The following is a 24,112-nucleotide window of genomic DNA, read 5'->3' as shown; positions in this document are numbered from 1 at the left end:
CGAGCGCACCGCCGATGTTTTGCGCGACTACGTCGCCGACGCACGCAGGCCCCACGACTTTGCGTACTCCTGCGCGCTACCCTCATTCGAACGACCACACGGCCATCGCCGAAGCGCCCGCCGCAAAAGAATGCTGCGCGCCGAGCGCCGCTACTCCCAAAGGCATGAGTGCAAACGCATCGGTGCGAAGCGACACCGGCCCGGCAATCCTGAATTCCGCGCCCAAGCGCAAACTTGCCGCAAGCATCGCGAGCATCGTGTCGCCATCATCATGTTCGCTTGGCAAAAACGTCGTCACCACACCGCCGCATAGGCGTAATGCCGTCGGTGCAAAACAAAGCGAGCCGAAAACCGGAATCATATCGCCACGAAATGCGTTCGATGCTGGCAATGCATAAGCGACATCGAGTTCAATGCGCAGGTGCGGCACCCGAGGCGATGGGACGAGTCCAAGCGAAAAGAGCGGGCCGACCCATTGCATCGGCGTCGCGCCCATGCCGAGCAATGCGCCGAGACCGAAGTCAAAGCGACGCACGGCTGGGGGTGGCGTGGAGACGGGGCACTTCGGACACGGCGGGCATGCTGGGGAAGGCGCGGGTTCCGGAGGAGGCGGAAGAGGGGGACACTGGGGCCAAGGTTCGGGCGGCGGGGGTTCTTCGAAGGCGCCGAGGAGCCTCGCCGCGGCACGCGCCGACTCGTAAAGCACCTTGTAACATTCTTCTCTGGCGCCGTAGCGCTCATGATGCTCTGCCATGGTGGCCCCGGCAGCATCCACGAGCGTCATGTCCACCAGCACGCCCCCCATGGGAGAACGACGGATACGAACGACCAACCGGCGGTCGGCATCGGGTGACCACACATTGACATCCATCCAGTTGTCGAGCAACGTACGAAACGTCGCGCGATCGTTGCAAAGCTTTGGCGCTTGGCTCGCATCGAACTCCAGCCGCGCCGACGCGATGGCGGGTGCGTCGTGGGCGAACGCCGTACGAGCCGGCAAAACCCCAACCAGGCCAAGCATCAAGAAAAATGTGAGCCATGGTTTCGTGATTTCGATAGGCTCGTGTCCTAGCATATCATGAGCCGCCCGCCCTCGACCCCTCCGCCCGAAGGCCCGCCCGAACCTCAAAAGCCATTGAACGAATCCGTCATGGCATCCGCGTCCGCATTGGGGTTGTCGAAAGATCGCGCCGAAGAGCTGATCAACGCGATGCGGGCCATGATTCGCAAAGAGGGTTGTCCGGTGCACCTTCATGACGATGCGCTGCAAGATGCGTTCGTCACGGCACTAAGTAAACCAAATTCGGTCGAGCAGCGCATCAAAGACTGGAACCGGTTCATCGCGTGGATGGCCACATTAGCCCAATTTGCGGCCATGACCACCCGCAACGCAGAACAACGACGACGCGAGTGCGACGAGCCCTCGGATGAGAAAATTGCCGAACGGCTCGCCACGTCAGAACCGATGAAGGACTTTCTGGCCCTCGAACTGTTGCAAAGGCGCGTTTGCAGCTCGATCCGGAAGACGAAGCGCTGCTCGAGGCGTACTACGTCGATGAGAAGACCATCCAGAAGATCGCCAACGAGCGGAACCTGCCCTGGTCGACGGCCAAATCGCGCCTCGACCGCGTGCTGCGCCTGCTTCGCGTCGCCATGCAATCGATCGTCGTCGCCATCGTCGCGCTCGTCACGAAAAACGCTCGTGCTCAAGGTGCGCGTTTGGCCCGGCACGTATCGCATCTGCTTCCGCATGCGACACAAGCGGCGTGCGCGATGACCGTGGCCATGGCCTGTGGCGTCATCATACCCGGAAGCGCGATGGCTACAATGGTACGTCAAGACGCACTTGCGTCCACACCGTTGGAGCCACCCGATACGGTCACCACGGGTTTTGCTGCGCCGTCGTTGCCCGTGGAGGTTGCGCCCGAAAAACGGATTGGCCTTGACGAACCCGACGAGCAATGGTCTGATGCCCCCATGAAGTCGACCAAGATCGCCCTTTGCCTCCAAACCACCGTTGTCCCCTTCGGCTTTCTCATGGCGTCTGCCATGACCCAACTTGGCTGCGCTGGAGCCGAACAGCATACGCCTCCGCCGCAACAACCCGATGAGGACGACTACGACCCAGGCGGGATGGATCCGTACGACATGTCATGTGAGAGCCAGAGAGCCCGCGGCAAAGAGTGCCCTACGAAGGCAGAGTGGTGCGCAAGTATGGGCATGCGCCCGGCACGCCGCGGCTGTCAGTGAGCATCGGGTTGCGCCCGTAAAACGGATTGGCCTTGACGAACCCGGCGACCAGTGGTCTGCTTTCACCATGAAGTCGACCAAGATCGCCCTTTGTCTTCAAACAACCGTTGTCCCCTTTGGCATTCTCATGGCGTCCGCCATGATCCAACTCGGCTGCGCAGGAGCCGAACAACATCCGGCGCAGCCGCAGCAACCCCAGTATGTGGAGCGCGATTTCTATGAAGTCATATGCGTCAATGCGGGCACTCCGGGCGACAAGTGCCCCCCAAAGGCAAAGTTATATCGTGACTTGGGGTTATGCTCCGACCGAAACAAAGACTGTCCGGAGTAGGACGAGGTCGCGACCGTAAAACGGATGGGGCTCTCGATGAGGCCCATGCACCTCGCCCCTGACCCACCTTGCCCCGTGACGCGGACGGATACCTCGAACGACCCCTCGTCCATGCAGCCCGACGACCATCTGCAATATTTTTGACCCTGTCTCCTGATTCTGTTACGACGTTCGTCAGGAGGACTTGTCCATGGAAATGCCGATGGCGGATACATCTGCCGATGCCTATCTCCCCAAAAGTACGTACACCGTGTCGCGTGTCGCGGCAGATCCCAAAACCGCGGGGCTCGAAGCTGTGCATACGAGCATCAAAACGACGCTCCGCGAACGCGATGACCTCGAGGAGCAAGCGCAAAAAAAAGCTGCATTGCTCGATGCGGACGACGAAGCTTGTGATGATATCGTCGAAGAATTCGAATTGCATCTGCTCGGCGCGGTCAAGAAAAATCGCGACAATCTCAAATACAAACGCTACTTTGCCGACGGCTTGCGCGCCGTGACGGCCGCAGAGTCACGGGAAGAAGAGCCGAAGATCGTCGCCGACATCCTCGAATCCATGGCCGAGGACGAAAACGATCCGGAGATTGGCGCTGTCGTCACGCAATGGAAATCAAAGCTCGCCGCTGCACGAGCGAAGGTGATCGCAATGGTCGAATCGCTCGGAAACGACGGAAAAGGCCATTGCGTACATCAAAGACAAGAAGCTGCCCGTGCTGATGGCAACGTGGCGCGAGGAATACAAGAAACTCGAAGGCGCGCTCCTCACGGTTTATGCTTCCAATCCGAAGCGCGTCGCGCGGTTCTTCAAACCCTTTCGGAAGAATCGAAAAGTCTCCAAGCTTCAAACGCCCGTCGTGCCTCCCGCATCGCCCTGAAGCTGCACAAAGCGGTATCAGGCGCCTTGTCCGGCGCCTTGGACGTGCACAATCGAGTCGAACAGGGCTTCGGCGCGTCCGTGGACGTGCACAATTCGAGGGAACGCTCGTTGTGCGTCGTCGTGACGCTGTGAGGCGGCGAATTACGAAGTAAGCACCATGCTCAGGCGTGACGTTGGGAGGTTGACCTACGTTTGCTTGACTTGCAGCAATTCCACTCTGTAGCCTGCCTGCTGCGTCGATGCGCACGCCGGATCGACTGCATGCCGCCGCGTCGATTTTTCTTGACATGCGGACGCACGTGTGCATTGGCGCGACGCTCGAGCTTACGACTTGCGTCCGGCATGCAGCGCTTCGAGCTCGGCGAGTTTAACGAGCGCGCGTTCTTTCTCGGCGCGTTCGTCGTCGACTTGCTTCAACGCAGCTTCCTTTGCGGTGCGTTCGTCGACGCTTGTTTCGACAAACCCATTCGCCATTTTACGATGGGCACCAGCGGCTCGATTCGAGGAGCTGCGCGGATGCAGCGCAACCGCAAGACGGAGCGATTCCGCCGCGGAACGTGACGGTGCGCCAGGGAAAGCAACACTGACACGAGAAAACCGCGATGAGCTCCGAGCGACGCGGACGACCCATCCGGCACGTTCTTGACGGCAATCGTTTGCCCCCAGTCGCCGCCGGCAAGATATATGTGACGGAAAGCAATTGCAAGATTTGGCCCAGGTACGGCGTTTGCGGTAGAGCCCTTTGTCGATACAAGACCGTTTGAACATGTGGGGTTTCGGGTCGCCTTCGGCGCCCTTCGGCCCCAAACCCCATGATTGCCCCGGAGGAGGCGCCCATGAAGCGCGTTGCCAAGACGTTGGTTCACCCAGTCATTCTTTCGCTTGCCGCCCTCGTGTCACACAGCGCGCAGGCCCAACAGTCGACGGAGTCTGCGCAGGGCTTTGCCATCAATCGGTACAACCCTGCGGAGCGAGGCAGTCAGTGGTTTGCACTCGATTCACTGGACTTGCGGGGACATGTTCGGCCGGCCGTTGGAGCGACCCTCGATTTGGCCTACAAGCCGCTCGTCATCTACAAACCGGATGGCTCCGAAGACACGACCGTCATCAATACACAGTTTTTCGCGCACATCGGCGCATCGTTGGTCCTCTGGGAGCGATTGCGCGTCGGCGTCAATTTCCCCTTCGCTCTGCAGCAATCGGGGGAAAAGGGGACGGTGGGTACGTTCAGCGTTCCTTCGCCGTCGGGCGCGGCGTTGGGCGATTTGCGATTGGGTGCCGACGTTCGTCTTTTTTGGGAAATATGGCGATCCGCTCACCATGGCTTTGGGCGTGCAATTGTTCACCCCGACGGGCAAACGAACCGAATTCACGGGCGATGAAACGGTTCGAGTCCTGCCTCGGCTTTCCGCAGCAGGGCAGTATGGCAAGTTCACCTATGCGGCCATGCTCGGCGTACAATACCGAGGGATGACCGAAGGATTCGTCGACACCAAGACGGGCACCGAATTCGCGGGGGGCGTGAGCGTCGGCGTAAAACCGCTCGATGATCGTCTCGTCGTGGGCCCCGAGCTTTATGGCAGCACGATCATTTCCGGCACCGACGACGTGAATTTCAAGCAGCCCAAAGCGCCGCTCGAAGTGATTTTCGGAGCGCATTACACCGTGGGGCAACTTCGTATCGGCGGCGGCGTGGGCCCGGGACTCACGCGCGGCGTGGGTTCCCCGACATTGCGCGCCGTAGCTTCGGTGGAATGGGTTCCCGGTGTTGCCAAACCCAAGAAACCCGTGCTCGTGCCGACGGAAGACGATCGCGATGGCGACGGCATCAACGACAACAAAGACGCGTGTCCCGACATCCCCGGAGTTTCCAGCGACAATCCGCAATTGCATGGGTGTCCGGTCGACGAGGCCACGGGCGTGCTGGTTTCGATTGATCGCGACAAGGACCGCGTGATCGACGCGGCCGACAAGTGCCCGGACGTACCGGGGCTTCGCGAGCCACCCGCGTCGCTCAAGCCCGAGCAAAAAGCGCTTTGGGAATTGAAGTACATTGGTTGCCCCGACGATATCGATGGCGACAAGATCGCGAACATACCGGATGCGTGCCCGACGATTCCCGGCCAACCGCACAAGGATCCGGCGCGTCACGGTTGTCCGATGGTCTTCGTTTCGGAATGCCAGATCAAGATCATGGATCGCATTTACTTCAAGACCGCGAGCGACAAACTCGAAACGATCGGGGAAAAGGGCCGGCTCACGCAAGCTGTCCTGCAGGGCGTCTATGATGTGCTTCGGGCAAACCCGAAGATCACGCGGATCGAAGTTCAGGGGCATGCCTCGCAGGACAATTATGCGAAAAACCAAGAATTGAGCGAGCAGCGGGCGGCGTCGGTCGTCAAGTGGTTGGTCGAGCGGAACATCGAGCCCGGACGGCTCGTTCCCAAAGGGTACGGAATGAGCCGACCGGCCCAGGGCGTGCCTGTCGATAGGAAGAACAAAGAGCTGCACCAACGGGTCGAGTTCCACATTCTAGAGCCCACCTGCGAGGCGAAGTGAGGCCTTTGGGGTCCGAAAGCGGCTTGCACCAACGGATAACGATCCATCCAAAAGAACGAGCTTACCGAGGAGAACCAACATGAAAACGATTCATCGCCCCCTTGGCTTCGTAGTTTCAGCAGCGATGCTTTTCGGCTCGAGTCAAACGCTCGCCCAAAATGTCCAGACGACCGAGTCGTATTGCAGCCCCGACGACACGACGGGGGGATTCTCGGATTCCGACAATTGGATCAACGGGGGAAAGCTGATGCTCACGGGCGCGGCAACGATCACGCCCGACGGCAAATTGAAGCTCACGGATTCCACGAAGCCCTTCAGCCAATCGGCGAACGTGTACTTCTACGATGCGCTCGATTTGAGCTATGTGGAAGGCACGAGCAATCGGCCGTTCCATACGTACTTCGCCTTCACCATTGGGCCCGAAGGTGGGGACAACGGGGGCGCGGGTCTATCGTTTTTGATGCAGAACAACGACGTCGGACAGACCGGTGCGAGCGGCGGCGGTATGGGATATGCGGGGATATCGACGAGTCTCGCGATCGAATTCGACACGCGCAGAGACGTACCGCCCATGGGCAATGCGCTTTACCCCGATCCGATGGTGGACCACATCGGGTTCATGCTCGACGGCAAGCAGGAAGAGCATCCGGCGTATATTTTGCCGATGATTGACGGCTCGCCGAATTTGACGCTTCGACGTCTGCACGTGTGGATTGATTACGCCGGAATGGGGGACAACAGCATTCGCATCTACGTGTCGGCGACGAAGCAGAAGCCGGCAACGCCGCTCATGTGGCAATTGAACAAAAATCCCCAACCCATGCTTCCGTTTCCCACGTTTCCCGATAATTTCGATGCCGCCGATTGGTTCACCGTCGTCATGGATAACAAGCCGGCTCAGGCGTGGGTCGGGTTTTCGGCGTCCACCTACAACGCAACGATTACGAACGATCACGTGATCGAAGAGTGGGAATTCAGCAATCAAGGGAGCCCGTGCACCTGTCAAGAACAGGATTATTGCTTGAACGCCGACCCGACGAAACCGGTATGCGATGTGGGTAGCAGCGGGGTATGTGTCGAGTGCCTGAAGGATGAAAACTGCGGCACGAAAAAACCGGTGTGCGACCCGATGGCGAAGGTATGCAATGAATGCACGTCGAATGGGGATTGCAATCGCTTTCCGGATGCTCCCGTATGCGATACCGACGAAACTTCGCCCACGAAAGGCGAGTGCAAAGGATGTGCGATGGGCACGACGTTCGATGCGGCCACGGGGACCTGCGTCACGGGAGAAGTGCCCGACCCGCCGACGGGTGCCGGCGGCGGCGGCAATACCGGGACGATTGGCGGTGGAGGTTTGTCGTGCGCGCTCGCGAGCGTCATCGGGGGCGATAACTCGAAAGCCGTGCTGCCGCTTCTTTTCGGCGCAGCGGCGCTCGTGATGCGCCGACGTCGGCGCAGCTAGGGCGAGGAAGCGAGAGCACGACAACTTTTGAAGATTTCGGAGCAGAAAAATGAATACCAGAAAAAACAGCTTCACGCTCGTGTGCGCATGGGCGGTCGTCGCGTCGCTGCTCACGGGCTGCGGTCCCCAGATGCCCGCAGAGAGTGCGGAAGGACCATCGGCGGCCCAGGCGAAAAAAGCGCCGGCCCCGCCGCCGCCGCCTCCTACGGTGGCGGATTGCAAAACGATGGCGCAAAAAGCAGCGACGAGTGTTCCCTCGACGTCGGGCACCGATGCTCAGAAGCAGTTCGACGATACATTTCAGATGTATCAGGAACCATTTCGCTGCTGCTTTGATGCGCTGTATGCCCCGCAAGCCCCTCGGATGAACGGGCAGGTGGCATTGGATGTGAAAGTCAACCACGAGGGCAAGCTGATCGGTGCCGAAGTGCTTTCGTCGGAATCGAACATCACGATGCCCGAGCTGCACACGTGCATGATCGACATTGCCAAGACGGTGACGTATCCCAAGCCCGCAAACGACAGCGCCATCGCGTACAAGCGGGTGTTCCAGTTCAAAGCACGCCGATGATGATGCACGGACGAGGCAAGTGCGCGCGGACAAACTCAAGCAGGAGCGGCTACGCGAATGCTACGCCACGATCTCTCGTGCTGCGCGCACGCCCGACAGATACGCCCCGTGGACCGTCGACGCGTATTCCTTGTTGGTCGCCTCTCCCGCGAAATGCAGCCTCCCCACCGGCTTGGCCAATGCGTCGTAATCATCCGGCCGCGCGCCCGGCGGCATATACGAATAGGATCCGAATGCATACGGATCGCTGGCCCAGCGCGTAATGAGAAAGCTCTCCGGATCAGGAATGCTCTTTTTGAACATCGTCCGGAACACCTCCATAGCCGCAGCAACGATGGCCTCGTCCGACATGGCCTCGAGCTCGCGCGCGTACGACCCCGCATGGAAGCAGACCAGCGTGGGCCTGCCGTCAATCTTGTAATAACTCATGCTCGTCGACCACGCGCCCACGTTTTGGGCGATGTACCCATGGTAAAGCAGGCCCTCGTCGGCCCAGAACGCTTGCGGGAACCGCAGCACCACCTTGTTGAGGACGCCCATGCCGAGCCGATCGATGGCCCCAAGCTTGGCCGCCGGCAAAGGCGGCTCGAAGCGTACGGCGCCTGCCTCGAGCACCCCGAGCGGGAGCGTGACGACCGCGTAATCACCTTCGAATGTCCCCTTTTCAGTCACAATGGTTGCACCCGTATCGTCGTAATGGATTTGCTGGACCACGTGCCCCGTACGGATATCGAGCTGCGACGCGAGCATATTCGTGACGCAGTCGTATCCTCGCGGAAATACGACGTCTGGACCATCGAATTTCGGACCCCAATCCCAGTAATAGAGCGACAAGTCCCCGGCATCGGCCGCAAATCCCAATTCGATGCTGGTGTTTACCGCAAGGAGCAGCCGCTGCCGCTCTTTGCCCGTGATCCCCTGCTCATCCATAATTTCGTCCATCGCTACCAAAAGCGGGATGTCGCCCAATCCCATCGCAATGCGCCGCTCCCGAAGCTCGTCGAGCTCCTCGAGCAGCATATCGAATGCTGTCCAAATCGCCTCTTCCTCGTGCTCCGTGAGTATCCTGCCATCGGTGTCCCATGTCTGATAGGAATTGGAATGCGTGGGTATCGTCTCCGCACCGAAGTCTGCGGCAAGCTTGGCGATCGGGTTGCCTTCGGCACCGTGGATCCACGAGGCGCCGAGGTCCACGGGTTCGTCCGGGCGCGAGCGATCGGTGAACACCCTTCCGCCAATGCGGTCCCGCGCCTCGAGCACGATCACTTCGTGTCCTGCGCAGGAAAGCTCGCGCGCGGCGGCGAGCCCCGCAATGCCTGCGCCGATGACGATGACGCGCGTTCGCCGCGCACTCGGCGCGAGCCGGGGCCGCGGTTCTTTACAAGCCGGGAAAACGTGCGCGCTCGATGCGGCAAGAAGAAGCTTCAACCATTGACGACGTTGCATGCCGCGAGGTCACACTGCGGCACGCGATCCGTCAAGACGGTAACTCTACATTTTTAAAAATGCAACAATGGGGAAATCCCAGCACAATGGGATATCTTGTCATCGATTGCGCACTCGAGGACGCTCATTCCCTTTTGATCAGGGCGAGCAGCGCGTCTTCGGCGCTGAAATCGTATTCGAGCTTATCGGCCAAGCCCTCCCGTTCGAACCACTCGTACGTTTGGGTCTCGCCTGACTTGAACGTGTAGAGTTGTTCGTAGTTCAAGTCGTCCTGCAGCTTTTTGGTGCTGAAAAGGACGGGCGCTTTCCAGCCGTGAATGAAGGGCGCGAGGCGCTGGATGATGGGCCGGTCATTGGATGGATTTCCGCTTTCGTCGGGTCCCAAGCCGAGGCGGGCGCGGTCGATCACGGCATTGGGAGCATATTCGTCCATGATGTGGGCGGGGACGAACACCTTTTGCGCCCGTACGCCCGCAATTTCGGCCAACGTATCGACATATGCTTCGTCGGTGAAATAATCTTTGCCAGTGACATTGTAGATTTGTCCGAAAGTTTTGGGGTTTTGCATCATCAGCCGCAAAGCGCGGGCTTCGTCTTCCACGTGCCCGACCATGCCGAGCGTCGTGCCGTCGCCGGGAATGAGGATTTCTCGACCGCGCAAGAGTCGCACCCACATACGCTGTTCTCGGTCTGGATAACGGTTGTGGGGACCCAGCACCATGGCGAATCGCGCAATGGATATGGGAAATCGGCGCTGCCGCCACACATTCAAGAGAAAACGCTCGCACATGATTTTGTTGCGCCCATAATCTTGCTGCAGCGGCCCGAGCTCGACGGGCGCGTCCTCGGTGAGCGGCATGATTTTGGAGGGCGCATACACGGTGGTCGTGCTGGCGAAGATATAATGATCCGTGCGGCCTTCGAAGATTTCGACCATGCTTTGCACGTCGTCCAGCGTATAGGCGCTGATATCCTGAACGCAGTCGAATTCCTCGTTGCCTAGAGCTTCTTTCAATTGGTTGTGGTTTTTGCGATCGGCATACAGGCGCCGGACCTGCCGCGGGAGCACGACGGGGGTGATGCCGCGATTGAGGACGGTGACGTCGTGCCCGCCGTTCACCAATTCGCGCACCAAATGATACCCATTGAAGCGAGTGCCTCCCATGACGAGGATTTTCATATTCGTCACTCCTCCTGTCGCTCGATGGCGTGGTTTCGGCACGCCGGACAACCGCATCAATCGCAAAGCCAGCGCATCAGTGTCTCCATTCCGGGCTTACCGGTTCGTGTCATCCATTGCAGGAGCCAGTAGCAGAGCCCGAGAAATACGAAGGCCAACGGCCAGGATACCGTGATTGGCAATGCTTTCTGCCAATGCGCGGTCGGCTCGGGCCCCGTGACCATGCCATAAATCCAGAGCGGCCAGATGTGGACCAAATGGTGCAACACATAGACCGAAAGGGCGCGCGGACCAAATATCGTAAAGACCTGCGCGAGTTTGCTGTCTTTGGGAATGACGGAAGTGGCGTCGACCCAACGATGCAGCAGCGTAAACGCCGTGATGGCTAGGCCCAGAGTGCCCAGCATGTACTCGACGGATGCCGGAAACATCCTCCAGCCTTCGAGCCAGATGTTTTGCACAATCGACGGGCTATGAGGACGAAGCAACGTCGCCGCGATCCACGCTCCGAGCAGACCAACGCCGATATACGTCAATCGATTGAGCGTGGCGGGCGGGCAAGTGGTATCGGGGGGCATCAAGCGCGAAGTAACCACGAACCCCACAATGGGATAAACAATCCACGGAAAGATTGGGAAATACCCATTGACGAGGAAGCCCAACAGCACGTCGGACAGCGTCAGATCGAAATCGAACGTGTTGCTCGTCCAGTACGCAGGGTATTCAGTGAGAACTCGTAGAGTGGGACTGATGACGAAGATCACGGCGCATATCATCAACAGAATGGAGCTCGGCAATTTGCGGGCACCATTCAGGACGATCAACCCCACGCCGAGAAACGTCAAAATGTCCCAGATGAACGCGTCCTCGGGGAGCCAGACGAAGACATTGAACAGGATACCCACGCCGAACAAAAACAACCCGCGACGAATGGAGATCTTGCTGATCTCTGAATCCTTCGTTTTGCGCACGCGCGGATTCTCGAGCCACAAAAAGTAGCTGACACCCAGGAGAAAAGCGAAGAGTGGCGCCCCGAAGCCGGCCGGGCCCGGATGGTGAAACCCCGAAAGGTTTCCCACGAAATGCACCTGCACCATGACGAAAATGGCCACGGTGCGGAGGATGTCGATCGACAAATAGCGCATGGGTCAAATCCCGTTTGCAGCGAGCAAATCAACGATGAGTGCCAGCGTCTCCGTCGCCAGAAGGATGATGATGATCCAGTTCAAACGGGCCTCTTTCTGAGCGATCACGAATTCGCTCGAGCGGTGGCCGCACATCTCGTAGACCCCCGCGAGGAGCTCGAGCTGTTCGTCGACGAATTCCATTCGTTCGGATAGCTGCGCCCGTTCTTTCAGGCGCTCGTTCAATTGGCTGGCCAATGTTGGAGGATGGATCGGCGGCTGGTGAATGACGGGATCGATCCGGGCCAAACGCGCGCGCAGGCCGACGACCTGCTGGAATCGCTGCGCAAGCTCGTCTCGTTTCGCCATTGCTTGCGTGTCGAACCGAAATGCGAGCGGCGTATCGGTTTCCAGATGGGGCCAAATCCGAGCAAGCTCCGCTTCGATCTTGCGAGTTTCCCCATCGTGAAATGAAAAATCGACGACCGCGTGACGCAGCGCCTCCATTCGATCGGCCGAAGCAATGAGCCCCGCGCGCCCTGGGGACCAAATGACCCGCGCTCCCCAAAGCATGATCAAAATTCCGCGCCGAAGCTCTTGCGGAACCCCCGGCTCGACCCAATTCCAAACATTCGCCAAAACCTCGGGATCCTCGTGATCGCTCGTCGGCACGATCAACATCGTCACGTCGGCAGGAGGCTCTGCGGCAGAGCCTTTCACCAATACCGCGTGGCACGCGTGAGGCTCATTGAATTCCATGAGCGTCATCTGTGCCGTGTCAGCCCGGGTGACGAATGCCACTTGCTGGATTTCCGCGCCGTCGGGCAAACCCTGCAGCAATTGAATGGATGCGGGCGAAGTTTGCTTTTTCGGCGGTGTACTTTGGGTATGCATGATTTGCTCGCTCGGTTAATTGTCGATGATTCGAGAAGCCAACCACTCTGCTACGTATTCAGCCGAATCCAGGACTCCGTTGAGCGTCGAGTCGAACAAGTAGTCACCGACGACGAATAGGTCCGGATGTCCCACGGGTTCCGGTTGATGTTGCAGGTTTCGGGCACGCGGCGTAATTCCGCCCGGAATCGCGTTCACGGCGTATGGCCAGCGATGAACCCGGCCTTCCCGAAACCATTGCCGGCCTTCGGCCAAGAAATCAGGCAATGACTCCAGCGCCGCCGCAATCAGCGTCGCATCGTCGAGCGCGCTCATTTCCAGCGCGGGCTGTCCACCCAAGAGCCAACCGAGCACGCCGTATGTCATTTCCGGCGCCCGCGTCCCCTCGTCATACAAACAGCACCCGCCAAACCGATCCAGCATGAAGAACGCGTCGTCCAGCTTGGCTCGCCAAAAGGGCCGTTCGAACAGCAACGTCATTCTCAAATAATGCGCCGGATGATCGTAGTGTGCGCAATGTGCTCGCATTGCTTCTGCAAGGCGTTCACCGCGGAATTGGAGGTGCGTCAGGTAATTGTGCGGCAGCGCGATGATCACGAAATCAAACGAATCCTCGCCCAATACCCCACGATGATCATGCGCCACCACGAGCTTGCCATCCGCTCCCCGGCCGATTTCGGTCACCACGTGATTCAACCGCACGGTGGCGCTGATCCGTCGCGCCAGCTCCTCGGGCAACCGCTCGTTGCCCCCGCCGATGCGATACAGTTGCATGTAACTGGGATCATTCATCAAATAATTGTGCATTCCGTACTCGACGCTCGTTCGCTCCGGCTCGGTCGCGAGATCGCTATGGATCAGCGTCTCGATGTAACGACGTGTCGCGGCCGGGCGAATCTTTTCCAAGAGCGCATCGAAGCGCGAGGTCTGGGGCGACGCGGCAGGGTCGCCCGCGTAATACTCCAATGGGCTCACCATATCCTTGGCCGCTCGATCGAAGGAGAGCAGTGCAGCGCATGCTTCTGCCCCAAGGTGCGCCCGCATATCATCCAGATTGCACAGGATCTTCTGATCCAGGATGACCGACGAGCTGCCAATGGGGCTGATGGAAAGTCCCAGCTCGGCAATCAATGCTTTGAGCGGATCGTCGTCGACTGGCGAGTAGTCATAAAACTCGGCCGCACCTGCCTCGTATTGCGCAGGCAATGCCTGAAACCGCGATGTGTGAATTTTCCCTCCAAGCCGATTGGAGGCTTCGAACAGCGTCAGATTCATCGGCGAATTCGCCGTCTTCTGCAGCAGATATGCAGTCATGAGACCACCTGGTCCGCCGCCGATGATGGAAATTCGTTTCATTTCGCTCACCGTTTCGCCTGCGCGAAAGCGACTGCCCACGCCAATACACGGCGACGGGCGGCCTCATCCAATCATTGTTCGAAGCGACGCGGACGCACGACCTGCCGAGCCTGATTCGCTGTCAGGATGGCCCCTGCTTCCATCGTGAATATCGTCCGGATGCATTGCGCGAATGGGGGACATCGCGGCGATGGTGGAGGACCTTTACAGGTGCGCAATTCGCTCCTGCGCCGTCACATGTGTATGGACCTGGGGTCCGTGGTGATTCGGGCGGAACACCTAAATCGCCATTTCGCGAATGGTCGGCGCGACCTTCAATGGCGGCTCCGTCCACTTTTGTACTTCTCCGGTGGATACGCCCGGTGCAATCTCGCAAAGAACGAGACCTTCGGGAGCCACGTCGATCACCGCGAGCTCCGTAATGATGCGGTGAACCACCCTGTGCCCCGTCAGCGGCAGCGTGCACTGATTCCTAATTTTCGGCGACCCGTTCTTCGCCACATGATCCATGATGACGACGACCCGTTTTGCGCTCACGACCAAATCCATTGCGCCGCCTATCCCCTTCACCCTTTGGCCGGGGATCATCCAATTCGCGAGATCGCCCTTTTCGGAAACTTCCATTCCCCCCAAGATGGCAAGATCGATATGCCCGCCCCGGATTTGCCCGAACGACTCGGCGCTCGAAAAGGTGGCGGCCCCGGGCAACATGGTGATCGTCTCTTTTCCGGCATTGATGACGTCCGGATCTTCGTCTCCCGGAGCAGGGTATGGGCCAATGCCGAGCAATCCGTTTTCGCTCTGCAGCACGACCGTCATCCCGGCTGGTATGTAGTTCGCGACCAGCGTCGGCATACCGACCCCGAGATTCACGTAGTCACCGTCTCGCAATTCCTGCGCTGCGCGTTTTGCAATTCGTTCCCGTGTGAGTGCCATCGTGATGCCCTCCGGGTCGTGCGCCGTCATGTCCCGCGAATTCCGATCACGGCAATGGCAGGGTCATTTCCAGCCGGCTCCCTCGAATGCCCAAGGTCCCCGAGCGCAACATAGAACGAGCTGCGCAAGCGCCAAGTCCCTACCACCCGCTCGACGCGATCCCCGGTATCGTCGACGATGTTCAGGTTCTGCACCTCATTGGGCACGAAGACCCACGCACCGAGCATCCCCGATCGCGAATCGCCGCAAGGCGGATTATCGACGGGGGCGGCCCGAGATCATTGACGCGCTGCGCCTCCACGATGAACCGTCAAATCAATGACGGAAATAATGAATAACGCGTTGATTATTTCAAGAATGCGGTTGGTCCATTACCAAAATCGACTTGTTTTTGCCTGCAACGTTGATCTATAACTGGGCAACTCCAAATCGAGAGCAGACAATCCATGGACGGCTCCACACCTCGTCAATCGATTGACACAGAGACCCTTCGCGCTCGTATTTTCGCGCTCGAACATTCATTGAAGCGAGCCGAAGCCGAGCTCGCGGCATCCCGCGCTTCCGAAACTGAAATGCGGGCCGTCCTGTCGGCAATGACGGACGTGGTGCTCGTCATGGACTCGACGGGTCGTTATGTGAGGATTGCGCCGACCGCGCCGAATAAGCTGTACAAGCCCAGCGATGAGCTGGTCGGCAAGAGGTTGCACGAGGTCATGCCGGCCGAGGCGGCGGATTTTTTCCTTTCCAAGATCGAGGCATGTTTGCGTTCGCAGGGGCTGGTCACAATGGAGTACAGCCTCCCGATCAATGGCAGCGATACGTGGTTTTTTGCCAATATCTCGCCGATGACGGGCGACCTCGTCGTCATCGTGGCGCGCGACGTCACCGATCGTAAGCGGATGGAGGAGGAGGCCGCGGAGAATGCGCGGCGGCAAGCGGTCATCGAGGCGCAGAACGCGGCGCTGGCGGAGCTGTCGACGCCGCTCATCCCCATTACCGACGGCATCGTCGTGATGCCGCTCATCGGCACGCTCGATTCTCAGCGCATGGTGCAGGTCATGGACACGCTGCTTCGAGGCATTTCGGAGCGCAGCGCACGGACGGTCATCCTCGACCTGACGGGCATTTCGGTGGTCGACTCGCAGGTCGCCGACGCGCTCGTGCAGGCTGCGCGAGGGGTCCAGCTCCTCGGCGCGGAGGTGATTTTTACGGGGATCCGTCGAGACGTGGCCCAGACATTGATCCATATCCAGGCCAACCTGGGCGGCGTCGTGACCCGCGGCACGCTTCAGAGCGGAATTTCCTTCGCAATGGGCGGGCAGTTCCGAAATAGCGTTGCAGGCCCGCGCCCTCAGGGACGCGGATAAGGCACGGACGACGCAAGTACGCGCGGACAAACCCAAGCACGAGCGGCTGCGCGACGAGTGGCACCTGTCACGAGCGCCCGAAAGCCAGGGCGACGAAATGCCTACGTACTTTTCCTAAAATGTGCTTTGATGTATGCCGTGAATGCCGCGCTGCTCCTCCCCATGCTCGTATGCATCGCGTCCTGTGCGACGAAATCGGTAGACCACACCCATTCGTCCTCGACGGCGGCCAAGTCGACCGAGCCTTCGGCGATGCCCGCAGCGCCTGAGAGCTCGATTTGTGGTGTATTGCCCGAGCTTGCGCATTACGGTGGGAATCCTCTGGTCGCAGACGACGACGTGCGAACGGTCGCGTTTTCGCCGGATGGGAAACGATTGGCCTCGGGTGGTGGAGGGAAACGCGGCAATGAAGTGCTGGTGTGGGATGCCGTAGCGGGCGCTCGGTCGTATGCGCTCGCGGCGGCAAGTGAACCTATCGTGAACGTCGCTTTTTCGCCCGACGGTCGTTTTTTGGCTGCGTCCGACCTAACGATATCCATTTTCATATGGGACCTGCAAAGCCGAAAGCTCGTGCACAAGCTCGAGCATGCCGGGGCGTCGATCTACGATATTGCGTACGCCGCGGATGGGCAAACGCTTGTCGCGCTCGATTCGAACGGTCGAGTGACCTCGTGGGACTTGCGCCAATCCAATCCCTCGTCGCGAATCATTCACGAACACCGCAATCTTTCGACTCGAATTGCCTTGTCCCCGGACGGCAAACAGGTCGTAGCCACCGCAGATGAAGGCCATTTTTGGATCATTCCCACGAATTCCGGCAAACGCGCGAAAGATATCGACAGCAGCGCCCACCGTGTTCATTCCGTCGCGTATTCACCGGATGGGAAAATCCTCATCATGGGCGAGCTGTCCAAGGATGGGAAAGATGGCGTTGCGCTGCGCGATCCAGCGACAGGGGCAAAAATCCGCGTGCTCGAGGGGCAATTCGGTTCCATTGGCGCTTTGGGGATGACCCCGGACAAACGCTGGGTCGTTTCGGGTAGCAATGCAGGACATCTCGTCGTCTGGGATGCGAATACGGGAAAAGCCAAGCTCGTCACCCGTAGCCGACAAGAAACTCCAATATGGCATCTCGCCATTTCGCCAGACGGGAAACGAGTCGCCGGGGCGGGCCGCTCGCGGTTGCTGGAAATATGGGATTTGGACAGTGGCGCGCCTTCGTTCAATGCATCCGGGCACACGGCGGCGATTGTCGAAGTGGCTTACTCGCGTGACGGAGCGCTCATTGCTTCCGGGGATACCGACGGCGTCGTTCTCGTGCGGGACGCGAGCACGGGCGCGGAAAAAGCGCGCCTTCCGCGCATGAGTTTTGGCATTGATACGCTCGTGTTTTCACCCGATGGCCGTCGATTGCTCACGATGGCCCATGGAAGCGCACGCTTTTGGGATACATCATCGTGGAAAGAGACGAACCGATTCGAACGGGGCCGCATGGAAGCGCTTCGGTATACTCCCGATGGCAAGTGGCTCGCTGCGAGTAATGAAACACGGATCGTACGATTGCTCGATGCGACCACCGGGGCCGAACAAAAGACGTTTGGCACTGCAAAACCGCAGGACGGGATGGCGCAAAACCTCATGACCCCAAGTTCCGTGGCGTTCACATCGGATGGGCAACGAATGGCCGTTGCTCGATGGGATCAGCCAGTGCACGTTTGGAATGTGCACACCGGCGCGCTCGAAAAAACGCTGGATGGAACGCTGTTCGTCACGTATTCCCCCGACGATCGGCTCATGATCACGGGCTTTGGAAAGGTATCGAAGCGGGCTCCTCCATTGCATTTGCAGATATGGGACGCAGCCACGGGAAATGCATTACGAGAAATCGACGCCGAGCCACCGGCCGTGTTTTCGCCGAGCGGAGACACGTTTGCGACCCTGTCGGAAGGCGAAGTGCAGCTTTGGGACTCGAATACGGGCGCGCGTGTTGCTCGGACAGAAGCGGGCGAGCAAGGGGCATTGTGTTTTGCATTTTCTCGCGACGGGAAACGAATCGCCACGGGAGGCGCGGATACGATGGTGCGGGTATTCGAAGTGAAGCGGTAGCAGCGGAGATGGAGTACGCGCTGCCTCACTCCCTGAGTTGGCGCAAGAACTCATCGATTGAATTCGCTAGAAAGTACACGTTACCATAGTCTTGCCGACCCTCACCGTGTTCGTCGAATTCGTCCTCGTGATCCCAGAAGTAGATTTTGCCGCGGCGTTTGCCTTCGATGCCAAGGCAGATGATGTTGCCGCCTTGATCATCGGCTATGGGGATTATCGCCGGAGGAAGCCGTTCGGCAAAAAACGCACAATCTTTTTCCAGGTTCGAATGCGGTCCGGCGTGGATCCCATAGAATCGGGCAACGCGGCTATTGACATGGTGCCAGCCGGGCACGTCGAACGCATCGGGGACAGGCGCTCCACCATTATTTCGAAGCAAGAAGCGTCTATACCCATCAGGCAATACGAGCCCCAGACGCGACTCTAGGGCTGCGATGTTTGCATCGGAGATCATGCCATACGATTCTTCGATTTTCTCGAGCATGCAATGCCTCCTTATCGTGTTGTTGCCATGCCACCCGTGTGGAAAAATTCTCGGTGTATTTCCTGCTTAATGAGCTGCATTGTGCGGCCGTCCTGATGATGATGCCATGTGTAGCCATCAGGCGTTCTTTTGAGGCCCGCTGCTGCATTGGCGGCCGCGAAGTCAGGATCATATTTGCCCGTAAACTCAATCTTCACATCTTTCACCGTGGGATGCCGATACGGCGCAAAATCCGGATACCCATGCTTGTCATAGGTGACCTCCACCCCATCCTTCCGCCTGTACGTCGTTCTCCCATCGGGATGCTCTTTAATCGTACCGCCCTTCTTTGTCCACTTGTCCGGATCCGGCTGGTGCGGCTTCCGCGCCTTCACCGGATTTGGCGTAGGTTGCCGCGGTCGCGTCGTCGTCCTCGTGCCTGACGCGCTCGTCGTGGTCGTCGTCGTTGGCTCGCTCGCCCCCCGGACCCGCGTCGTGGTCTTGGTCGGCGTCGGCTTCGGCGCCGGTTTGGCAATCGGCAACGGCTTTGGCTTCGGCTTTGGCTTCGATGCATTCGGCTTTGCAGCCGGTTTCGGCGGCGCGATGGGTATCACGGTCGCCTGCGTGTCGTCGCGCTTGAAAAGCAATTCCAGCGTGAGCTGCTCGGCGCCATGGCAAAACGTGGCGCCACCGTTGGCCACGAGCGTAATGCTGCCCAAACAAATAAGCGCGCCAGGTGCAGCGCCTCCACCGGTAGCGCTCATGCCCGTTCCGGCCACTACACCACCGATGCCCACGAAGAATTGACCGCCGCCCACCACGATTTCGCCCAGCGCTTTGCCAATGCGAGCGTCACGCGTGCCTTGCGGCAACATGCGCGTTTCAATGAGCACATCCGAGCCCATGGCACCGCCTGGTGCCACGCCAACCGCTACGCCCGAAACGAAGCCGCCCACTCTTTGCACGTTCGGCTGCGCTACGATTTTAGGATCTCGCCACCATTTGTAGGGTTTGCCATCGGCATCCTTGGGCAAATCCTTTTCACGCACGGCGCCGCCTTCGAAAAGCACCCGAATCGACAATTCACGCAGAATCGTCTTCTGCAGCGGCGATATGAAGTCTCGAGGTTTACCCGTCTCGGGGTCGATGACGATGGGTCTCGGCGTCGTCAAAAGCTGCCCCATGTGCTCACGCACGCCCTGCATCGATGCCGTCTCTGGCGGCGGCAACGCACAACCGTCCGCGAGCACCTCCGCCATGGCTTGCCGAAATGCATACGACACGTCAATCTCGTTTTTCGGCAGCGCCTTGCGCGGCGGCACCGTCACCCACATATCCGAGTTACACGTCAGGTGATTGTACGGAAAAACAAAATGATCGACCGTCGATGCTGGAGCGTGGGGATGGAATTCGTAAATCCAGTCCGCGTCCTTGGCGAATTCGATCAATCGCTCAGGCTCGCGGTCCGTCACCGTTTCATTCGTCTCTGTCTTGACCGCCCAATATTGAACACCTTCGGGAACGTCCGGCGTCCTTCGACAAACATAGGTATACTTCGCTTGGCTTTGAGCCTTGAGACGCCATTCGGTGACTTCAACCGCGCAACCCGATAGCGACGTCACAATCGAAAGGCACACCAACATCAATGTGAATTGAATCCCTCGCCCCATGCTGCGATGCCAACAGAGCAGACACCGGAGAGCAAGCATCCAGTGTGTCAGATACCTGCTGATCAAACCGTTGCATTTTCGACCCGAGCCCCGTTACCGGTCGCTCGATTTGTTGCACACATCACGCGAGTAACGATTGCCGCGGACGCAGTTCGTGCCTGCGGGGCGCGATGCAATTGCACCGACGTCGAACAGGTCGTTACCGATATCGCGGCAGTCGTTTCGCTGGCAATGGATGGTTGCACGAATCACGCGCGGGGCCATGACCGACGTCCCAAGGCAGTGCTCCTGCGTCGATATGGCTTGCCCGCATGTCTCGAGGGCTTGCCGCTTCGTCGCGTGGCATTGCCTTCAGGGCGAAGTGGTCGTTCCCGACGCGACGGAGGTCGTAACGGGTGCGCTGATTTGCAGCACGGCGCGCCCACCATTGCGGGGATCCTGTTGTTTGGGATCAACCCGACGCGATGAAGAACCTCGGTTACGTCAATCGATTCGGCTATGGCATTCAGCGGGCCCAAGCGGCCCTGAACGCGAACGGCAACCCACCGCCCGAATTCGACTGCGATGACCGGGCGTTTTCGGTCATCATTCGCCGGAGGTGCTAATGACGATTCCCATCGCGTTTTTCAACAACAGAGGTGGGGTGGGTACAACTGCCCTCGTCTCTCACCTCGCGTGGATGTTCGCGGAGCGAGGCGTTCCTGTCCTTGCAGCCGACCTCGATCCGCAGTCGAACCTGACCTCGATGTTCGTGACCGACGACCGCATCAGGGAGCTTTGGGACCAAAAGCTCACTGTGTACGCGGGTATCGCGAGATCGTGCTCGACCAGCATGGTGGGACGATTCCCCCGCCCGATCAGGACCCGTTTCGATTGGCCGCGCTCAAGCATTATCGCAGCCTGATGCCGCTCGCCATGACGGCGCGTAAACCAATGTTCCTGCTAGAGGCTGCCGATGGTGCCCGCGGTGCACATCTCGACGCCGTTCCAAATGGGTGGCGAATCCAATGAACCCGTCGAAATCGCTCGACCCTGCAAACGAGCTTTGCCAGCGCGTGAACTTCGCGAGACCATGCCGCCGTGCAGGAACGGATCGTCGTTGCTTTTCACGCGTCTCCACTCGTGCTGCGAGACCACGCGGATGTCTATTTCGAGCATGCGTCGTCGATGAGAACGAGCGCCGAGGTGTACGGCGCGTCCCTGTGCGCTTTCGGTGGCGAAACGTTGGCCTTCGACTTCGGCCCGGACGAGCTCGACGAAGCTCTCGCGTTCGCGATCGAGCACGCTCGCGCCGCAAAGCCCGAGCTGCGTATGAGCGTCGGGATCGCGCAAGGCAAACTGCGTAGCTTGGGTGATCGAGGATCCGTCGTGGGTTTGTCCTGGGGACATGCCTTGGTGCTCGCCGAACAGCTCGCGCGACTTTCCAGACAAGGCGAAGTGCTCGTCGATCCCGACATGCCGTGCGCGCGCTCCGGCGAGCTCGTGATGAGCGGCAAGCGCGGCGTGCCGCTTCGTGATGGCGTCGTCGTGCGCGGCCTGCGCCTCGATGTCGCCGTTCCGTACAGGCGCGATGCGCTCGCGAAAGTGGGCCGTCTGCGCGAAGCACCGATGCTCGTCGGACGCGAATCCGAGCTTGCTCGGATGAGTGTCCTGCCGGGGTTCATGGGCGTGATCCGCGCGCGGCCCGGAGCTGGTGGAACGCGCATGCTCCGAGAAGCACGCAAGAAGCTCGCAGCTCCGCGGACGCTCGCGATCACGCCGGCGCACCTTCCGCGCGAACCGCTCGCAGCGCTCCGTGCGGCGCTTGCGCGGTCCCTCGCGACGGAGAGGCTTCCGATGTTGTCGCCGCACCAGACCGAGGTGCTCGACGCGATCATCGCGGGCCAAGGCGCGTCGACCGATGCTGCCATGGAGCTCGTCGATGCGTGGCTCGCGCCGATCGATGGCAACGCGGGTCTCGTCACCATCGACGATGTCGACATCATCGATTCCGCAACGCTCGACGTGATCGCGCGAGCGCTCTTGGCCAAAGGGTTTGCCCTCGTCGTACGCATGGGAGACGACGCGGACTTGCCCAAGGCGCTTTCGTCTTTGCCAACGATGTTCGACATCGTGCTCGGGCCGCTCCCGTTCGATGCATCGGTGGCGCTTGCGCGCGCGTTTTGTGGCGATGCGATCACCGACGAAGCGGCGCGTCGATGGGCGCAACGAGGAGCGGGATTGCCGCTCGGCATTCGCGAAGCGCTCGCCGAAGGTTTGTCCTCGGGCGAGCTTCGGTGGACCGGCGAAAAAGCCGAGCCGCGAGGTCGCACGAGTGGTCGAGGTCGAGGTGCGCCGCCGTCGGTGTGGATCATGCGCCGTGCGAAGTACTTGTCGCCCGGAGCTCGCGCGTCGCTCGTTGCATTGGCGCTGCTCGGCGGCGATGCTCCCGTGCCGATCATCGATGCGATCGCGTGTTTGGTGGAGGGTCCCGGGGCGCGGTTGTCGCTGGTCGAATCGATGCTGACGAGTGGAGGTTGGGCGTATCAATCCGAACCGGATTGGCTTTCGCTCGCGTCACGTTCGGCGATGCAAGCGTTCGAAGGGTCGCTCGATGCGGGCACGCGAGTGATGTGGCATCGGATGATTTGGCGGACGCTCGAACACCAGGTCACGACGCTTGGATTGGCCGAGCTCGCGTATCATGCGACGCAGGCCGAAGAAGAACACGTGGCCGCGTCGCTGGCCGCATCGGCTGCATTTGGAGCGGCGAATGCCGGCTTGAATTTGTCGGCGGCGGAGCTTGCAGCGGAAGCGCGCAAGCACGATGCAGACATCGAGGTACCCGAGCTGGCCGAGGAGGTCGCGGGTCCTGAGGAAGAAACGCCTGTCGAAGGGGTCGTATCGATTGCGTCGCTCATCGAGGCGACGATGGACGAGCTGCCGATTTCGATCAAAAGCGTGGCGCCGATCAGCCTTCGAGCGGGACCGGATTCGGGTCCTGGATCGCTGCCGCGTCCGAGTGTGGCGGATGCATTTGCGGCATTGCGAGCGGATCCTGAAGTCGATGAAGATCCGGACGTCATGGCGGCACGTTTGCCGCGATTGGCAAAGCAGGCATTGCTCGAAGGCGACCTTGCGACGCTCGAACAGGTGCTCGTGAGCTTGCGCGTCACGGGTGAGCACGACGCGCTCGTCGAGCGGATGGGTGCATTCATGGCGCTTGCCCGAGGCAATTACACGGAGGCATTTCGCAAATTGACGGCGGCCGAGCAAGTATCGGGGCTCGACACGCGGCAGCGATTGTCGCACGCGATAACGCTTGCATCGATTGGCGCGGTGGACGGTGCCGTCTTGGAGACGCTCGAAGCATTGGCGCAGGCGCGGCAAGCGCGTGACTACCGCGGCGAGCAGGCGTGTGCGCGCTTTTTGGCGTATTTGTCGGCGGCGATGGGCCAGCCGCGGGAAGCGTCGGTATGGGCGCGCGTCGCGCAGGATGCGCAGGAAGCGATGCGGGGGTAGGGGGTTGGCCGGCATA

Annotated in this window: 22 protein-coding genes; 11 read left to right on the top strand and 11 right to left on the bottom strand. The window is 59.8% G+C overall.

Going from position 1 to position 24,112, the window contains the following annotated elements; translation table 11 throughout:
• Nucleotides 1-82: 82 nt before the first annotated feature.
• Nucleotides 83-1,075 (bottom strand): hypothetical protein, encoded by a 993-nt coding sequence (locus IPM54_10810; GenBank protein MBK9260315.1) that lies wholly within the window; start codon nucleotides 1,073-1,075, stop codon nucleotides 83-85.
• A gap of 431 nt (nucleotides 1,076-1,506) precedes the next feature.
• Between IPM54_10810 and IPM54_10805 the strand changes: the two genes are divergently transcribed.
• The 7 genes from IPM54_10805 to IPM54_10775 all read left to right on the top strand — a co-directional run bounded on the left by IPM54_10805 (nucleotide 1,507) and on the right by IPM54_10775 (nucleotide 8,053).
• Complete coding sequence (locus IPM54_10805; GenBank protein MBK9260314.1) at nucleotides 1,507-2,250, top strand: hypothetical protein; 744 nt, start codon at nucleotides 1,507-1,509, stop codon at nucleotides 2,248-2,250.
• A 521-nt stretch (nucleotides 2,251-2,771) separates the two neighbouring features.
• Nucleotides 2,772-3,590, top strand: coding sequence for a hypothetical protein (locus IPM54_10800; protein MBK9260313.1), 819 nt, complete (start codon nucleotides 2,772-2,774; stop codon nucleotides 3,588-3,590).
• A 129-nt stretch (nucleotides 3,591-3,719) separates the two neighbouring features.
• Nucleotides 3,720-4,019: a hypothetical protein gene (locus tag IPM54_10795; GenBank protein ID MBK9260312.1), complete on the top strand. Its 300-nt coding sequence runs from the start codon at nucleotides 3,720-3,722 to the stop codon at nucleotides 4,017-4,019.
• A 275-nt stretch (nucleotides 4,020-4,294) separates the two neighbouring features.
• Nucleotides 4,295-4,840 carry a hypothetical protein gene (locus tag IPM54_10790; protein MBK9260311.1) on the top strand — a complete coding sequence of 182 codons (546 nt, stop codon included), beginning with the start codon at nucleotides 4,295-4,297 and terminating at the stop codon, nucleotides 4,838-4,840.
• Nucleotides 4,791-6,017 carry an OmpA family protein gene (locus tag IPM54_10785; protein MBK9260310.1) on the top strand — a complete coding sequence of 409 codons (1,227 nt, stop codon included), beginning with the start codon at nucleotides 4,791-4,793 and terminating at the stop codon, nucleotides 6,015-6,017. The genes IPM54_10790 and IPM54_10785 overlap by 50 nt, the downstream gene beginning before the upstream one ends.
• A gap of 79 nt (nucleotides 6,018-6,096) precedes the next feature.
• The gene (locus IPM54_10780) at nucleotides 6,097-7,482 is read left to right on the top strand and encodes a hypothetical protein (GenBank protein ID MBK9260309.1); all 1,386 of its coding nucleotides are present in this window, start codon (nucleotides 6,097-6,099) and stop codon (nucleotides 7,480-7,482) included.
• Nucleotides 7,483-7,531: 49 nt separating this feature from the next.
• Entirely contained in the window at nucleotides 7,532-8,053 is a 522-nt protein-coding gene (locus IPM54_10775; protein MBK9260308.1) for a hypothetical protein, read from the top strand.
• Nucleotides 8,054-8,113: 60 nt separating this feature from the next.
• Here the strand turns inward: IPM54_10775 and IPM54_10770 are convergent, their stop codons facing one another.
• From IPM54_10770 to IPM54_10740, 7 genes are all read right to left on the bottom strand, one after another.
• Nucleotides 8,114-9,499 carry an FAD-dependent oxidoreductase gene (locus tag IPM54_10770; protein ID MBK9260307.1) on the bottom strand — a complete coding sequence of 462 codons (1,386 nt, stop codon included), beginning with the start codon at nucleotides 9,497-9,499 and terminating at the stop codon, nucleotides 8,114-8,116.
• A gap of 124 nt (nucleotides 9,500-9,623) precedes the next feature.
• Nucleotides 9,624-10,679, bottom strand: coding sequence for an NAD-dependent epimerase/dehydratase family protein (locus IPM54_10765; protein MBK9260306.1), 1,056 nt, complete (start codon nucleotides 10,677-10,679; stop codon nucleotides 9,624-9,626).
• Between the two features lie 56 nt (nucleotides 10,680-10,735).
• On the bottom strand, nucleotides 10,736-11,824 hold the full coding sequence (locus IPM54_10760) for a DUF1624 domain-containing protein (GenBank protein MBK9260305.1): 1,089 nt from the start codon (nucleotides 11,822-11,824) through the stop codon (nucleotides 10,736-10,738).
• A 3-nt stretch (nucleotides 11,825-11,827) separates the two neighbouring features.
• Entirely contained in the window at nucleotides 11,828-12,697 is an 870-nt protein-coding gene (locus IPM54_10755; protein MBK9260304.1) for a hypothetical protein, read from the bottom strand.
• A 15-nt stretch (nucleotides 12,698-12,712) separates the two neighbouring features.
• Nucleotides 12,713-14,053 (bottom strand): FAD-dependent oxidoreductase, encoded by a 1,341-nt coding sequence (locus IPM54_10750; GenBank protein ID MBK9260303.1) that lies wholly within the window; start codon nucleotides 14,051-14,053, stop codon nucleotides 12,713-12,715.
• A gap of 279 nt (nucleotides 14,054-14,332) precedes the next feature.
• Nucleotides 14,333-14,989 (bottom strand): CoA transferase subunit B, encoded by a 657-nt coding sequence (locus IPM54_10745; protein ID MBK9260302.1) that lies wholly within the window; start codon nucleotides 14,987-14,989, stop codon nucleotides 14,333-14,335.
• Nucleotides 14,990-15,015: 26 nt separating this feature from the next.
• A complete protein-coding gene (locus tag IPM54_10740) occupies nucleotides 15,016-15,216 on the bottom strand; it encodes a hypothetical protein (GenBank protein ID MBK9260301.1) in 201 nt (66 codons plus the stop codon).
• Nucleotides 15,217-15,435: 219 nt separating this feature from the next.
• Between IPM54_10740 and IPM54_10735 the strand changes: the two genes are divergently transcribed.
• Nucleotides 15,436-16,356 (top strand): PAS domain-containing protein, encoded by a 921-nt coding sequence (locus IPM54_10735; GenBank protein MBK9260300.1) that lies wholly within the window; start codon nucleotides 15,436-15,438, stop codon nucleotides 16,354-16,356.
• Nucleotides 16,357-16,518: 162 nt separating this feature from the next.
• Complete coding sequence (locus IPM54_10730; protein ID MBK9260299.1) at nucleotides 16,519-18,462, top strand: WD40 repeat domain-containing protein; 1,944 nt, start codon at nucleotides 16,519-16,521, stop codon at nucleotides 18,460-18,462.
• 25 nt (nucleotides 18,463-18,487) lie between these two features.
• Here IPM54_10730 and IPM54_10725 read toward each other — a convergent pair whose 3' ends face one another.
• Both IPM54_10725 and IPM54_10720 read right to left on the bottom strand, forming a co-directional pair.
• Complete coding sequence (locus tag IPM54_10725) at nucleotides 18,488-18,946, bottom strand: SMI1/KNR4 family protein (protein ID MBK9260298.1); 459 nt, start codon at nucleotides 18,944-18,946, stop codon at nucleotides 18,488-18,490.
• A gap of 11 nt (nucleotides 18,947-18,957) precedes the next feature.
• The gene (locus IPM54_10720) at nucleotides 18,958-20,547 is read right to left on the bottom strand and encodes an HNH endonuclease (GenBank protein ID MBK9260297.1); all 1,590 of its coding nucleotides are present in this window, start codon (nucleotides 20,545-20,547) and stop codon (nucleotides 18,958-18,960) included.
• A gap of 652 nt (nucleotides 20,548-21,199) precedes the next feature.
• Here IPM54_10720 and IPM54_10715 point away from each other — a divergent pair.
• A complete protein-coding gene (locus tag IPM54_10715) occupies nucleotides 21,200-21,499 on the top strand; it encodes a ParA family protein (GenBank protein ID MBK9260296.1) in 300 nt (99 codons plus the stop codon).
• Between the two features lie 38 nt (nucleotides 21,500-21,537).
• Here the strand turns inward: IPM54_10715 and IPM54_10710 are convergent, their stop codons facing one another.
• Nucleotides 21,538-21,705: a hypothetical protein gene (locus tag IPM54_10710; GenBank protein ID MBK9260295.1), complete on the bottom strand. Its 168-nt coding sequence runs from the start codon at nucleotides 21,703-21,705 to the stop codon at nucleotides 21,538-21,540.
• Nucleotides 21,706-21,717: 12 nt separating this feature from the next.
• Between IPM54_10710 and IPM54_10705 the strand changes: the two genes are divergently transcribed.
• On the top strand, nucleotides 21,718-24,096 hold the full coding sequence (locus IPM54_10705) for a hypothetical protein (protein ID MBK9260294.1): 2,379 nt from the start codon (nucleotides 21,718-21,720) through the stop codon (nucleotides 24,094-24,096).
• The last annotated feature ends 16 nt before the right edge of the window (nucleotides 24,097-24,112 follow it).

It is taken from the genome of Polyangiaceae bacterium (assembly GCA_016715885.1).
Taxonomy (GTDB): Bacteria; Myxococcota_A; Polyangia; order Polyangiales; family Polyangiaceae; genus Polyangium.
The sequence above is the reverse complement of the archived record's forward strand: the minus strand, read 5'-3'. Positions and strand labels throughout refer to the sequence as shown.

Bases quoted from the DNA above. Each gene is read 5' to 3' on its own strand.
- IPM54_10810 (MBK9260315.1), bottom strand. From the start codon at position 1,075: ATGCTAGGACACGAGCCTATCGAAATCACGAAACCATGGCTCACATTT.
- IPM54_10800 (MBK9260313.1), top strand. From the start codon at position 2,772: ATGGAAATGCCGATGGCGGATACATCTGCCGATGCCTATCTCCCCAAA.
- IPM54_10795 (MBK9260312.1), top strand. From the start codon at position 3,720: ATGCCGCCGCGTCGATTTTTCTTGACATGCGGACGCACGTGTGCATTG.
- IPM54_10790 (MBK9260311.1), top strand. From the start codon at position 4,295: ATGAAGCGCGTTGCCAAGACGTTGGTTCACCCAGTCATTCTTTCGCTT.
- IPM54_10780 (MBK9260309.1), top strand. From the start codon at position 6,097: ATGAAAACGATTCATCGCCCCCTTGGCTTCGTAGTTTCAGCAGCGATG.
- IPM54_10775 (MBK9260308.1), top strand. From the start codon at position 7,532: ATGAATACCAGAAAAAACAGCTTCACGCTCGTGTGCGCATGGGCGGTC.
- IPM54_10770 (MBK9260307.1), bottom strand. From the start codon at position 9,499: ATGCAACGTCGTCAATGGTTGAAGCTTCTTCTTGCCGCATCGAGCGCG.
- IPM54_10765 (MBK9260306.1), bottom strand. From the start codon at position 10,679: ATGAAAATCCTCGTCATGGGAGGCACTCGCTTCAATGGGTATCATTTG.
- IPM54_10760 (MBK9260305.1), bottom strand. From the start codon at position 11,824: ATGCGCTATTTGTCGATCGACATCCTCCGCACCGTGGCCATTTTCGTC.
- IPM54_10755 (MBK9260304.1), bottom strand. From the start codon at position 12,697: ATGCATACCCAAAGTACACCGCCGAAAAAGCAAACTTCGCCCGCATCC.
- IPM54_10750 (MBK9260303.1), bottom strand. From the start codon at position 14,053: ATGAAACGAATTTCCATCATCGGCGGCGGACCAGGTGGTCTCATGACT.
- IPM54_10745 (MBK9260302.1), bottom strand. From the start codon at position 14,989: ATGGCACTCACACGGGAACGAATTGCAAAACGCGCAGCGCAGGAATTG.
- IPM54_10740 (MBK9260301.1), bottom strand. From the start codon at position 15,216: ATGCTCGGTGCGTGGGTCTTCGTGCCCAATGAGGTGCAGAACCTGAAC.
- IPM54_10735 (MBK9260300.1), top strand. From the start codon at position 15,436: ATGGACGGCTCCACACCTCGTCAATCGATTGACACAGAGACCCTTCGC.
- IPM54_10730 (MBK9260299.1), top strand. From the start codon at position 16,519: ATGCTCGTATGCATCGCGTCCTGTGCGACGAAATCGGTAGACCACACC.
- IPM54_10725 (MBK9260298.1), bottom strand. From the start codon at position 18,946: ATGCTCGAGAAAATCGAAGAATCGTATGGCATGATCTCCGATGCAAAC.
- IPM54_10715 (MBK9260296.1), top strand. From the start codon at position 21,200: ATGACGATTCCCATCGCGTTTTTCAACAACAGAGGTGGGGTGGGTACA.